The 12,631-nt window shown below is 69.9% G+C and carries 10 protein-coding genes; 8 read left to right on the top strand and 2 right to left on the bottom strand.

Features of this window, described 5'->3' with window-relative positions; translation table 11 throughout:
• Positions 1–168: 168 nt before the first annotated feature.
• On the bottom strand, positions 169–1,941 hold the full coding sequence (locus ACFQSB_RS37700) for a bifunctional metallophosphatase/5'-nucleotidase (protein ID WP_380831944.1): 1,773 nt from the start codon (positions 1,939–1,941) through the stop codon (positions 169–171).
• A 122-nt stretch (positions 1,942–2,063) separates the two neighbouring features.
• Entirely contained in the window at positions 2,064–3,830 is a 1,767-nt protein-coding gene (locus ACFQSB_RS37695) for a discoidin domain-containing protein (protein ID WP_380831942.1), read from the bottom strand.
• A gap of 364 nt (positions 3,831–4,194) precedes the next feature.
• Here ACFQSB_RS37695 and ACFQSB_RS37690 point away from each other — a divergent pair, with 364 nt between their 5' ends.
• The 8 genes from ACFQSB_RS37690 to ACFQSB_RS37655 all read left to right on the top strand — a co-directional run bounded on the left by ACFQSB_RS37690 (position 4,195) and on the right by ACFQSB_RS37655 (position 12,521).
• A complete protein-coding gene (locus ACFQSB_RS37690) occupies positions 4,195–5,505 on the top strand; it encodes an ABC transporter substrate-binding protein (protein WP_380831940.1) in 1,311 nt (436 codons plus the stop codon).
• A gap of 166 nt (positions 5,506–5,671) precedes the next feature.
• The gene (locus ACFQSB_RS37685; RefSeq protein WP_380831938.1) at positions 5,672–6,646 is read left to right on the top strand and encodes a carbohydrate ABC transporter permease; all 975 of its coding nucleotides are present in this window, start codon (positions 5,672–5,674) and stop codon (positions 6,644–6,646) included.
• The gene (locus ACFQSB_RS37680) at positions 6,646–7,473 is read left to right on the top strand and encodes a carbohydrate ABC transporter permease (RefSeq protein ID WP_380831936.1); all 828 of its coding nucleotides are present in this window, start codon (positions 6,646–6,648) and stop codon (positions 7,471–7,473) included. The genes ACFQSB_RS37685 and ACFQSB_RS37680 overlap by 1 nt, the downstream gene beginning before the upstream one ends.
• Positions 7,474–7,475: 2 nt before the next feature.
• A complete protein-coding gene (locus ACFQSB_RS37675) occupies positions 7,476–8,912 on the top strand; it encodes a GH1 family beta-glucosidase (protein ID WP_380831934.1) in 1,437 nt (478 codons plus the stop codon).
• Positions 8,909–9,898, top strand: a complete 990-nt coding sequence (locus ACFQSB_RS37670; protein WP_380831932.1) for a LacI family DNA-binding transcriptional regulator — start codon at positions 8,909–8,911, stop codon at positions 9,896–9,898. Before ACFQSB_RS37675 ends, ACFQSB_RS37670 begins: the two co-directional genes overlap by 4 nt.
• 25 nt (positions 9,899–9,923) lie before the next feature.
• Positions 9,924–10,919 carry a LacI family DNA-binding transcriptional regulator gene (locus ACFQSB_RS37665; RefSeq protein ID WP_354848852.1) on the top strand — a complete coding sequence of 332 codons (996 nt, stop codon included), beginning with the start codon at positions 9,924–9,926 and terminating at the stop codon, positions 10,917–10,919.
• A 188-nt stretch (positions 10,920–11,107) separates the two neighbouring features.
• Positions 11,108–11,851: an SRPBCC family protein gene (locus tag ACFQSB_RS37660; RefSeq protein ID WP_380831930.1), complete on the top strand. Its 744-nt coding sequence runs from the start codon at positions 11,108–11,110 to the stop codon at positions 11,849–11,851.
• 385 nt (positions 11,852–12,236) lie between these two features.
• Positions 12,237–12,521, top strand: coding sequence for a hypothetical protein (locus ACFQSB_RS37655; RefSeq protein ID WP_354921415.1), 285 nt, complete (start codon positions 12,237–12,239; stop codon positions 12,519–12,521).
• Positions 12,522–12,631 lie beyond the last annotated feature (110 nt).

Raw genomic sequence — 12,631 nt, 5'->3', positions numbered from 1 at the left:
GCTCATCCGCCGCGGAGTCCACAAGAGCGTCCAGTCCCTGGAAAAGGACATCCGCGCCTGGATCGCCCACTGGAACCAGAACCCCAAACCCTTCGTATGGACCAAGACCGCCGAGGAGATCCTCGAACCACTCGCTAAATATTTGGGACGAATTTCAGGCGCGGGACACTAGAAGACCGGGACGCCCGCGCGGGTGAGTTTCCAGTTGGGGGTGGCGAAGGTGGCGGGGTCGATGGTGCCGGAGGCGGTGGCGTATTCGATCAGGGCCTGGCGGATCTCCACCTGGGCGTTGTAGACGACCGGGGCCGTCGCGACGTGCGGGAAGCCGCCGCCGCCCGACTGCCGGTAGTTGTTGACGGCGACCACGAACTGCTGGTCCGCGGTCACCGGGGTGCCCTGGTAGGACAGGCCGACGATGCGCTGCCCGACCGGCTGGGAGATGTCGATGTCGTAGGTGACGCCCGAGAGCTGGTCGTAGTTGTAGTCCGGAGTGCCGCCCGCGTTGGTCAGCGTGGCCACGTCGACCGGCGCGCCGGGGGCCACCTGGGCGAAGTACTTGGCGGAGTACTCCAGGTAGTCCTTGATCTGGGCGCCGGTGAGCTTCACCCCGAACAGCGTGTTGTCGTAGACGTACAGGCCGGCCATGTCGCGCACGCTCACCGGGCCGGCCGGGAAGACGGCGGTGCGGCTGAACGGCGCGGCGATCGACAGCACCGGCAGCGAGGCGTCCGGCGTCCCGGCGATGGCCTTGCTCACCAGGTCGGTCTGCACCTTCTGGATGTAGTCCAGGATCGGGGTGTCCTTGTACGGCGACTCGGCCGCCGACAGTTGCTCCTTGGACTGGGCGATCACCTGGTTGACGTAGCCGACCGTCTTGTCGTGCTGGTCCTTCATCAGGGCGACGATCTTCGGGTCCTCGGCCACGGTGTTGGTGTTGACCGTGGTGGAGGACTTGCCGGCGACGGTCCAGCGGCCCTTCTGCTTGGCCAGGGTGAAGTCGACGACCGACAGGCGCTGGCCCCACTTGCCCGGCTCGGTCAGCAGCACCTGTTGCCCGGTCACCGCGTTGGTGACGAACCTCTGCGGGACGTCGTTGTGGGCGTGGCCGAACAGGACGGCGTCGATGCCGGGCACCTGCTCGGCGACCATGGCCGCGGCGTTCTCGACCGGCAGGTCGGTGCCGTAGGAGGACAGGCCGTTGTCGCCGGCGTGCGCGGTGACCATGACGACGTCGGCGCCGAGGCCGCGGATCACCGGCACCCATTTCTTGGCGGTGGCGACCAGGTCCAGGAACTTCAGCTTGCCCTCGACGTTGGCCTTGTCCCAGATGGCGATGCCCGGGTTGGTGAGGCCGAGCACGCCGACCTTGATCGGCTTGTCGCCCTTGACCTTCATCGTCTTGATGACGAACGGCCGGTACGCCGGCAGGCCCGTCTTGGCCGAGACGGCGTTGGCGCCGAGCACGGGCGCCCTCATCTGCTTGACCCAGGTGGCCAGCAGGGGGAGCCCGTAGTTGAACTCGTGGTTGCCGAGCGTCACGGCGTCGTACCCGATGGCGTTCATGGCCTTGGCCATCGGATGGGTCCGGCCGGTCTCGGTGATCGGCTCGACCTTGGCGTAGTAGTAGTCGAGCGGAGTGCCCTGGATGGTGTCGCCGGAGTCGAACAGCAGCGTGTGGCCGGCGCCGCGGTCGGCGCGGATCTGACCGACCAGGGTGGAGACCTTGGCCAGCCCGACGTCGTTGTGCGCGCTGTCGTCGTACTCGGCGTTCTTGTAGTAGTCCCAGTTAAGGGCGTTGCCGTGGATGTCGGAGGTGGCCATCACGGTGACCTTCACCGTGTGGCCGCCGGAGGCTGAGGCGGGCGCGGGGGAGGCGAGCAGGCCGGCGGCCACCGCCGCGGTGGCGGCGGCGGCCAGGACCCGGCCGATTCTGGAACTCATGGCCGGGAGGGTAGCGATGAGATGTCGCTCGATGGTCACAGGACGCCATTGAGGACATATCGCGGTGATGACCTCCCCTCCGGACAGGAGGGCCGCCGGAGGGGAGGGGCCGCGTCACCCGGTCACTGGTACACGCGGACGTAGTCCACGAGCATCCGCTTGGGGAACCCGGTGGTGGCGTCCGGCGGACCGGGCCAGTCGCCGCCCACGGCGAGGTTGAGGATGATGTAGAAGGGGTGGTCGTAGACCCACGGCCCGCGGGTCGCCTCGACCGTCGCCTTGTCGGCGGTGAAGACCGTCCGGCCGTCGAGGGTGAACACGATGCCCTTGCTGTCCCAGTTGGCGGCCCATATGTGGAAGTCGTCGGAGAAGTCAGCCCCGCCGGTCAGGGTGTACGGCGAGCCGTAGCCACCGCCGCCGTTGTAGGCGGGAGCGTGCAGCGTCGAGTAGGCGGTCTTGGTGTCCTTGCCGAGGACCTCCATGATGTCGACCTCACCGTTGTACGGCCAGGGGCGGCCGGTGAGGAAGTCGGCGCCCATCATCCAGAACGCCGGCCACAGGCCGTTGCCCTTCGGCACCTTGATCCGGGCCTCGACGCGGCCGTAGGTGAAGGTGAATCTGCCGCCGGTGTTCATCCGGTGCGAGGTGTACTGGCAGGTGCCGCCCGGGCAGGACGATCCCGCGGTGACCTCCTTGCGGGCCTCCATCACGAGGCTGCCCGCGCCGTCCATGGAGGCGTTGTTGTTGTTGGTGTAGTACTCCAGCTCGTTGTTCGGGCCGGTGCCGGTGTCGGTGGTCCACTTGGCGGGGTCGGGCCTGCTGCCGGCCGCGCCGTTGAACTCGTCGCTCCACACCAGCTGCGGAGGGTTGCGCGGGTCGGACGGCAGCGGCGGCGGGGTGATCGGCGCGCCGCCGGTGCCCCAGACCTGGAACTCCCACAGCGAGTAGCCGTAGGCCGTGGCGCGCTGCGTGCCGTACATGCGCACGTAGCGGCCGGTGCCGTTCACCGTCAGGGTCTGCTTGAAGCCGGTGCCGGTGGTCGTCGTGTAGATCGGGGTCCAGGTGACCGCGTCGGGCGAGGTCTGGATCTGGAACGCCTTCGCGTAGGCCGGGTCCCACTGCAGGATCACCTTGTGGATCTGCGCGGTCGCGCCGAGGTCCACGTAGATCCAGCCGGGGTCGACCCATCCGGTGGTGGAGCTGGTCGCCCACCGCGTCGCCGGGTCGCGGTCGAACGCCCTGGAGGCGACGCAGCCGCCGCAGTTGACGTCGTCCTGGGTGGTGGAGGCCACGCCCGGCCTGCCGTACGACAGCAGCCTGTCGCCCCCGGGGTCGCTCGGCGTCGGTGTCGGTGTCGGCGTGGGGGTGGTGGTCCCCGAGCCGGTCTGGACGGCCAGCTCCCACAGCGAGTAGCCGTACTGCGTGGCGCGCTGCGTGCCGTACACCCGCAGGTAGCGCCCGGTGCCGGTCACCGCGAGGTTCTGCGTGCCACCGGCGCCGGTGGTCGTGGTGTAGATCGGGGTCCAGGCGGCGGCGTCGGAGGAGGTCTGGATCTGGAACGCCCGGCCGTAGGCGGCCTCCCAGGCGAGGGTGACGCCGCAGATCTCCTTGGCCGAGCCGAGGTCGACCTGGATCCACTGCGGGTCGCTGAACGCGCTGGACCAGCGGGTGCCGGGGTCGCCGTCGACCGCGGAGGCGGCGGGGAAGGCGATGTTCTCGGCGGACGACGCGGTGACCGGCCGCCCTCGGGCGGCGTTGTCGGTGCCGCACGCGGCGAGCGGGGCGGCGGCCGCGGCCGGGACCAGGGTGAGACAGGAGGTGATCACGGCGGCCACGGTGGCGAACAGCAGGCCCGAGCGACAACGGCTCGGGCCGCGGGGCAATCTCACGGCGTCTCCTCGGGATGGCGTGGGGGGTTCGGGGAGCGCTCCCTGGAAGCCGAGACTGCGCTTCGTGTGAAGAGCTGTCAAGTGGCCCGTTAACACGAAGGAAACCTGCCGATCACCCGCGAAACGCCCGGAGAATCGCGCTGAGAGCGCTCTCAGTCATCGGGCGGTGTCAATATGACACCGGCTCCTACCTGCGAATACTCGCGTTGATCTTAGAGAGCGCTTTCTTGTGTCGTCGTCGCTCCACTTGTGCACATCACGGCGATCGTTACCGGTGAACCCGTTGACACGGACGTGGGGGCGGCGTGACGCTTCTCGGGGAGCGCTCCCTCCAAGATCCACAATTCGCCCCCCAGGAGGGTCTATGGGCAAGTTCCGCCCCGGGATGGTCACCCCTCTGCTCGCCGCGGTGCTGGCCGTCAGTGTCACCGCCTGCGGCGGCGGCGGAGGTGACGGCGCGGGCGCCGGCGCCTCCTCCGGTGCCGCCCAGCCGGCCGAGAAGATCAAGCTGACCGTCGCGCTGTTCAGCGACTTCCACTTCGCGCCGCTGTACGAGGAGTTCAAGAAGACGCACCCGAACGTCGAGATCATCGAACGCCGCTCCCAGTTCAACGACCACCACAAGAACCTCACCACGCAGGTCGCCACCGGCTCGGGAGCCGCCGACGTCGAGGCCGTCGAGGCCGGCTACATCGCCACCTTCACCCCGCTCGCCGACAGGTTCTACGACCTCAACGAGTACGGCCTGGGCAAGCGCCAGTCCGACTACCTGGACTGGAAGTGGAAGCAGGGGCTGTCCGCCGACGGCGGCAAGCTGCTCGGCCTCGGCACCGACGTCGGCGGCCTGGCCATGTGCTACCGCACCGACCTGTTCAAGAAGGCCGGCCTGCCCACCGACCGCGACGAGGTCTCCAAGCTCTGGCCCACCTGGGAGGCCTACATGGAGGCGGGCAAGAAGTTCGTCGCCGCCAAGGTCTCCGGCGCCAAGTGGTTCGACGGTCCCGGCGAGAACTTCCGCGCCATGGTCGACCAGGCGCCCGTCGGCTTCTACGACGAGCAGAACAACCTGATCGCCGCCACCAACCCCGACGTCAAGAAGGCGTTCGACCTGAACGCCCAGATGATCCAGGCCGACGAGTCGGCCAAGCTCGCCGCCTTCAGCCCTCCGTGGAACACCGGCCTGACCAAGGGCTCGTTCGCCACCATCATCTGCCCGTCCTGGAAGACCGGCAGCATCAAGGACGCCGCGCCCACCACGGCCGGCAAATGGGACGTCGCCGCGGTGCCCGGCGGTGGCGGCGGCAACCAGGGCGGCACCCACCTCATGGCCCCCAAGCAGGGCAAGCACCCCAAGGAGGCCGCCGAGCTGATCGACCTGCTCACCAGCAAGGACGCCCAGCTCAAGCTGTTCACCGACGCGGGCGCGCTGCCCTCGATCCCCGCGCTCTACGACGACCCGACGATCACCGGGTTCAAGAACGACTTCTTCAACGACGCCCCCACCGGCAAGATCTTCACCGACGCGGCCAAGGCGCTCAGGCCCCAGCACGTCGGCCCCAAGGCCAGTGACGTCCTGACCGCCTTCGGCAACGCCCTCCAGCGCATCGAACAGGGCAAGCAGTCGCCGCAGGACGCGTGGGCGCAGGCCGTCAAGGACCTCGACCGGATCAAGTAACCCGCGACGCGTGGCCGGCCCGGCACCAGCGGGCCGGCCGCCGATCCGCGAGGTCCCCTGGTAGTCGTGCCCGCCCCGGCGGCGCCGCCGGCCGTCCACCCCGGCCGGGCGCCCCCGGCGGCGCGGCCCGGCCGCCGGACCCGATGGCCTGCCGAAAGGAGCTGCCATGGCCACCCGTGCCCCCGACAACCTGGCGGCGACACCGCCCCCCGCGCCCGTGCGGTCCCGTCCGCGCGCCCACCGGCGCCACCTCGCCCACCGGCTGGACGTCAAGGCGTCCCCCTACGCCTACGTCGCCCCGTTCTTCCTGCTGTTCTGCGCCTTCGGGCTGTTCCCGCTGGCCTACACCGCCTGGGTGAGCCTGCACGAGTGGACGCTGCTGTCCGACGTCCACGAGTTCATCGGCCTGGACAACTTCACCACTCTCCTCGGCGACGACTACTTCTGGAACGCCACCTTCAACACGCTGTCCATCGGCGTGATCTCCACGGTCCCGCAGCTCCTGCTGGCCATCTGGCTGGCCCACCTGCTCAACCGGCCGCTGCGCTCCCAGACGCTGTTCCGCGTCACGCTGCTGCTGCCCAACGTCACCAGCGTCGTCGCCGTCGTCGTCATCTTCAGCCAGCTCTTCGGCCGCGACTACGGGCTGATCAACTGGGTGCTGTCGTGGGTCGGCGCCGGCGCCATCGACTGGAACGCCGGGACCGCCACCTCCCACATCGCCATCTCCGTCATGATCATGTGGCGGTGGACCGGCTACAACGCGCTCCTGTTCCTGGCCGCGATGCAGGCCGTGCCGCGCGAGCTGTACGAGGCCGCCACCATCGACGGAGCCGGCGGCCTGACCCAGCTCCGCAAGATCACCGTGCCGATGATCCGGCCGACCATCGTCTTCGTGGTCATCACCTCCACGATCGGCGCCATGCAGGTCATCGCCGAGCCGCTGCTGTTCGGCGTCTACAGCCCCACGGGCGGCCCCGACCGGCAGTACCAGACGCTGTCGCTGTTCATCTACGAGAACTTCGTCAAGCTCGACTTCGGTTACGCCTCCGCCGTGTCCTGGATGATGTTCCTCTTCATCGTCGTCATCGCGGCCGTGAACTACCTGCTGACCCGCCGGACGAGGGGGAACCTGACGTGATGCCGCGCACGGCGGGCACCGCCCGCACCCTGATCTACCTCACGCTGATCGCGGTGGCCTTCTTCTCGGCGCTCCCGCTCTACTACAGCGTCGTGGTGGCCTCCCGCGACAACGCCGCGCTGGCCGACGTGCCCCCGCCGCTGCTGCCCGGCGGCAACCTGCTCGCCAACATCGGCCGCGTCTTCGACACCGTCCCGTTCGCCCTGGCGCTGCTCAACTCCGTGCTGGTCGCCGGCTCGATCGCGCTGTCGGTGATGTTCTTCTCCACCCTGGCGGGCTTCGCCTTCGCCAAGCTGCGCTTCCGCGGCAGCAAGATCCTGCTGCTGCTCACCGTGGCGACGATGATGGTGCCGACCCAGCTCGGCATCATCCCGCTGTACCTGCTGATGGTGAAGCTCGAGTGGACCGGCAGCATGTACGCGCTCATCGTCCCCGCGCTGACCAACGCCTTCGGCGTCTTCTTCATGACGCAGTACCTGTCGCGGGCCCTGCCGACCGAACTGCTGGAGGCGGGACGTGTGGACGGCTGCACCACCTGGGGCCTGTTCTGGCACGTGGTGCTCCCCGCCGCCCGGCCCGCGGCGGCCGTGCTGGGCATGCTCACGTTCATGTCGGCCTGGAACGACTACTTCTGGCCCCTCATTGTGCTCACCCCGGAGAACCCGACCGTGCAGGTCGCGCTCTCCACGCTGGCGGCGGGTTACATCAGCGACTACGCGCTCAGCCTGACCGGCACCGCGCTCGGCACCCTGCCGCTGGTCATCGTCTTCGCCCTGCTCGGCAAACAGATAATCGGCGGAATCATGCAAGGCGCCGTGAAAGGATGATCATGACCGTGACCAGTCGGGGGACCCTGGCTTCGCATTCGACGCAGGGGCGGGCGGTCTTCCCGGAAGGGTTCGTGTGGGGCGCCGCGACGGCGGCCTACCAGATCGAGGGGGCGGTCAGGGACGACGGCCGCGGGCCGTCGGTCTGGGACACCTTCTCCCGCACCCCGGGCAAGGTGGCCTCCGGGCACACCGGCGACGTGGCGTGCGACCACTACCACCGCTACGCCGAGGACGTCCGGCTGATGGCCGACCTGGGCCTCGGCGCCTACCGCTTCTCGGTGTCCTGGCCGCGGGTGCAGCCCGACGGCGCGGGGCCCGTCAACACGCGGGGGCTGGACTTCTACGACCGGCTGGTGGACGAGCTGGTCGCGGCCGGGATCACCCCGTACGTGACCCTGTACCACTGGGACCTTCCGCAGGCGCTGGAGGACCGCGGCGGCTGGACCTCGCGCGACACCGCCCACCGGCTGGCCGAGTACGCCGAGGTGGTGCACGCGCGCCTCGGCGACCGCGTGCGGCACTGGACGACGCTCAACGAGCCGTGGGTGCAGGCGTTCCTCGGCTACGGCAACGGCGTGCACGCGCCCGGGCGCACGGACGCGCGTTCGGCGCTGCTGGCCTCGCACCACTTCGTGCTCGCCCACGGGCTGGCCACGCAGGCGCTCCGCTCGGCGGGCGCGCGGGAGATCATGCTGGTCGTCAACTCCTCGCTGGTGGTGACGCCCGAGGGGATGCTCGACCCGGGCGCCCCGGTGTCGGAGGCCGACGCCGAGGCGGTCACCCGCGCGAACGCGATGCTGCACCGGCAGATCCTCGACCCGGTGCTGCTCGGAGAGTACCCGGCCGAGATGCTGGAGATCCTGGAGCGGCACGGGGGCACCGGCCACATCCACGACGGCGATCTCAAGGAGGCCCACCAGCCGACCGACGTCATCGGGGTCAACTACTACAACCCCTGTGTGGTGCGGTCCAAGCGAGGCGAGCCGGCCGACGCCGCCTGGCCCGGCAGCGAGGACATCGCCTTCCCCGGCGTGGAGGCGCCCAAGACGGCCATGGGATGGCCGATCGTCCCTGAGACCCTGTCGCGCCTGCTGCTCCAGCTCTCGCACGACTACCCCGGGACGGCGCTGATGGTGACCGAGAACGGGGCCGCCTTCGAGGACGTGGTGACCGCGGGCGCGTCCGGGGACCGGGTGCACGACGCCGAGCGCACCGCCTACATCGACGCGCACCTGCGCGCCGTGCACGCCGCCATCGAGGGGGGCGCGGACGTGCGCGGGTACCTGGTGTGGTCGCTGCTGGACAACTTCGAGTGGGCCGAGGGGTACGACCGCAGGTTCGGCATCGTGCACGTCGACTTCGCCACCCAGCGGCGGCTGGTCAAGGACAGCGGCATCTACTACCGCGAGGTCATCCGGGAGAACGGACCGGCATGAGACGACCCACCTTGGAGGCGGTGGCGGCACGGGCCGGGGTGTCGAAGTCGAGCGTGTCCCGGGTGGTCAACGGCGAGACCTCGGTCACGCCCGCGATCCGCGACCAGGTGCTGCGCGCCGTGCGCGAGCTCGGGTACGTGCCCAACGGCGCGGCCCGGAGCCTCGCGACCCAGAGCACCGACACGGTCGCGGTGATCGTGTCCGATCCGCCCCAAGGTGTGGTGTCCGACGACCCGATGTTCTCCACGGTGGTCCGCACCGTGAGCCGCGTCCTGGAGGACGCCGGCAAGCAGGTCACGCTGATGCTGGCGGGGTCGAAGGAGAGCCGGGCGCGGATCGAGCGGTTCATCGCGGCCGGGCACGCGGCGGGGCTGCTGCTGGTCCCGATGCACGGGCCCGACCCGCTGCCGGGGGCGCTGGCGCGCATGGGCGTGCCCATGGTCTCGTTCGGCAGGACCGCGCCGGGGGTCGCGTACGCGGACAACGACAACGTGGGCGGCGCCTCGCTCGCGGCCGGCCACCTGCTGTCGCGCGGGCGCCGCCGGGTCGCCACGATCACCGGCCCGCTGGACATGATCCCCTCCCAGGACCGGCTGGCCGGCTACCGGGAGACCCTGCGCGAGAGCGGGCGCCGGTCGAACGTCGCCATCGGGGACTTCACCCGCGTCTCCGGCGCGCAGGGGATGCGGCAGCTGCTGGAGGACGACCCGGCGCTGGACGCGGTGTTCGCGGCCAACGACCTGATGGCCATCGGCGCCCTGCACGCCCTGCGGGAGGCCGGGCGCAGAGTGCCCGACGACGTGGCGGTCGTGGGCTTCGACGACATCGAGGCCGCCATGTACACCGCGCCGCCGCTGACCACCGTGCGCAGCCCGATGGGCGACCAGGCGGCGGCCGCGGCGCGGCTGTTGCTCGGGCTGCTGGACGGAGAGCGCGGAAAGCCTGTCATCATGCAGAACGAGCTGGTGGTCAGGGAGTCGACGTAGACGAGCATCGTTGGAGGACACAGGTATGAGACGACCTACTCTCGAGGCCGTGGCGGCACGGGCGGGGGTCTCCCGCGCCACGGTCTCCCGGGTGGTCAACGGGGGGACGACCGTCACCGCCGAGCTCCGCGACGCGGTGATGCGCGCCGTAGAGGAGATGGGCTACGTCCCGAACCTCGCGGCGCGCAGTCTGGTCACCCAGCGGACCGATTCGATCGCGCTGGTGGTGTCCGAGCCGCCGACCAGGGTGTTCTCCGACGACCCGATGTTCTCCACGGTCATCCGCTCGGCGAGCGCCGAGCTGGAGGCCGCGGACAAGCAGGTGCTGCTGATGCTGGCGGGCACTCCGACGAGCCACGCCCGGGTGGAGCGCTATCTGACCGGCGGGCACGTGGACGGCGTCATGCTGATCTCCATGCACGGCGCCGACCCGCTGCCGGCGGCGATCACCCGCATGAGGGTCCCCGCGGTGTCCTACGGCCGGCCCGCCGTCAACGTCAACCTGCCCTACGTCGACGACGACAACGTGGGCGGCGCCGAGACGGCCGTGCGCCACCTGCTCGAACGCGGGCGGCGGCGCATCGCCACGATCGCGGGGCCGCCCGACATGATCGCCGGTCAGGACCGCCTGGCGGGCTACCGGTCGGTGCTGCACGGGTCCGACCGGCGCTCGATCGTGGCGATCGGCGACTTCACCCGCGAGTCGGGGGCGGTGGCCATGCGGCAACTGCTGGAGGATGACCCGGCGCTGGACGCGGTGTTCGTCGCCAACGACCTGATGGCCATCGGGGCGCTGCAGGCGCTGCGGCAGGCGGGCCGCCGGGTGCCGGACGACGTGGCGGTCGTCGGGTTCGACGACATCGAGGCCGCCCGCTACACCGAGCCGCCGCTGACGACGGTCCGTCAGCCCTTCCGCGAGCAGGCGGCGGCCATGGTGCGCCTGTTGCTGCGCCTGCTCGAAGGCGGTGAGGCCGACCCCGTGGTGCTGCCCACCGAGCTGGTGGTGCGCGAGTCCGCCTAGAAAGCCGCTGGTAGAGACCGGTTCGCCGTACGGGCGGGCCGGTCTTTCCGTATGTCCATCAGCCGACAACTATCGTAGTCTTGACAAAAAAAGTGTTCGGTGCGACCGTAGAGCCATGGCCGGAACGCGGCCCCCGACACCGGGGCGACGGGCACGGCGATAAGGCATCGAGGGTCAGGGGAGTCGTGATGACGCATCCGTTCGAAGTGCGCAAGAAGATCGAGCTGCGGGCGAGCGCCGAGCAGGTGTGGGAGGCGGTGGCCAGCGGGCCGGGGTTGAACTCCTGGTTCCTGGGCCGCAATGAGGTCGAGCCGTGGGTGGGCGGCAAGGCGGTGCAGTTCTTCGGTGACTTCCCGGTGGAGGCGACGGTGACGGCGTGGGAGCCGGGGCGCCGCTTCGCCTTCCGCGGCGCCGAGGGCGAGGACGGCACCTACATGGCCTTCGAGTTCCTCCTTGAAGGCGAAGGACAGGAGAGCACGGTGCTGCGGCTGGCGCAGACCGGTGTTCTGGGTGATGGATGGCAGGCGGAGGTGGAGGCGTTGGAGCGCGGCTGGGACATGTATCTGCACACGCTGGACCAGTATCTGACGCATTTTCCCGGTCAGTTCGCGCTGGTGGTGTTCGCGGCGCGGCCGGGTGGCGGCGGGGTGGAGCCGGTGTGGTCGGTGCTGGAGCGTGGTCTGGGATTGTCGGGGAAGGTCGTTCAGGGCGATCGGGTGCGGTTGACGCCGGAGGGCTTCGCGCCGATCGAGGGGGTGGCCGATTATGTGGCGCCGGACTTCCTGGGAGTGCGGACCGGTGATGGGTTGTACCGGTTCATCCGGGGCCAGCACGACACGGTCGTGGTGGGACATCACATCTTCGCCGACAAGGCCGACCCGAGGAAGGTCGAGCAGGCCTGGCAGGACTGGCTGGCCAAGCTCTTCGCCTGACCCGGCCGGCCGCGGCGGGGCCGCCCGGAACGGCGGCCGTACGCGCGGGGACGGCGGGCCGCGGCGCGGGGGCGGCGGGACGTGAGTGGGCGGTGCCCGCCGCGTCGCCGCCGTCCATCCGCCCGTACATCCGCCCGTCCGGCGGCGGGGCACGCGAGCCGGTTCGCCGGTCGCGGTGGTCGAATCCCCGATCATTTGCACGCGGACGAATTGCGCGTCCTTCGGAAATGGAAAAGGAAATGCAGACACCGTCATTCCCGGCGAAACGGACGATCTCGATCGTCGTGTCCGCCCTCTCGGGTAGCATCGGCGGTACCGGCGGCATAGGCCGCTGTATCACCGGAATCCCGGGCACCACCTGGGACTGAACGAGGGACGGGTGACGATGCTGGTCGAGCTGACGATGCACCGCGCCGCCACGTCGCAGCCTTCGGCCAATTCCCCCATAGACGGCATCCGGATATTGGCCCTGCTGCCCGACAAATGGCGTAAAGACCTCCGGCAGGCGAACGGCGAGATCGTCATTCGGGTCGACACCGCGGACGACACCACCAGCGACCAGATCCAGGCCACGGTGGCCCAGGTCCTGAGCGACCCGGCCATCAGCCACTGGGAGCTGCGCACCTGCAACCCCCTGGCGACCGGCCCCTCGGCCGACGATCCCACCTGACCCGGCGGCGCGAGAAGCGCTCCCGGATGTCGAGAACGCCGCGGCGGCTCCGACCCCCCGGTGTGAGGCGCCCATGGGAGGCGCCGGGCCGAGGAGAGCGCGCCCGTGAA

It is taken from the genome of Sphaerisporangium rhizosphaerae, from assembly GCF_042665155.1.
Lineage (GTDB): Bacteria > Actinomycetota > Actinomycetes > Streptosporangiales > Streptosporangiaceae > Sphaerisporangium > Sphaerisporangium rhizosphaerae.
This window is presented reverse-complemented; position numbering and strand designations above follow the sequence as displayed.

Bases quoted from the DNA above. Each gene is read 5' to 3' on its own strand.
- ACFQSB_RS37700 (WP_380831944.1), bottom strand. From the start codon at position 1,941: ATGAGTTCCAGAATCGGCCGGGTCCTGGCCGCCGCCGCCACCGCGGCG.
- ACFQSB_RS37690 (WP_380831940.1), top strand. From the start codon at position 4,195: ATGGGCAAGTTCCGCCCCGGGATGGTCACCCCTCTGCTCGCCGCGGTG.
- ACFQSB_RS37685 (WP_380831938.1), top strand. From the start codon at position 5,672: ATGGCCACCCGTGCCCCCGACAACCTGGCGGCGACACCGCCCCCCGCG.
- ACFQSB_RS37680 (WP_380831936.1), top strand. From the start codon at position 6,646: ATGCCGCGCACGGCGGGCACCGCCCGCACCCTGATCTACCTCACGCTG.
- ACFQSB_RS37675 (WP_380831934.1), top strand. From the start codon at position 7,476: ATGACCGTGACCAGTCGGGGGACCCTGGCTTCGCATTCGACGCAGGGG.
- ACFQSB_RS37670 (WP_380831932.1), top strand. From the start codon at position 8,909: ATGAGACGACCCACCTTGGAGGCGGTGGCGGCACGGGCCGGGGTGTCG.
- ACFQSB_RS37665 (WP_354848852.1), top strand. From the start codon at position 9,924: ATGAGACGACCTACTCTCGAGGCCGTGGCGGCACGGGCGGGGGTCTCC.
- ACFQSB_RS37660 (WP_380831930.1), top strand. From the start codon at position 11,108: ATGACGCATCCGTTCGAAGTGCGCAAGAAGATCGAGCTGCGGGCGAGC.
- ACFQSB_RS37655 (WP_354921415.1), top strand. From the start codon at position 12,237: ATGCTGGTCGAGCTGACGATGCACCGCGCCGCCACGTCGCAGCCTTCG.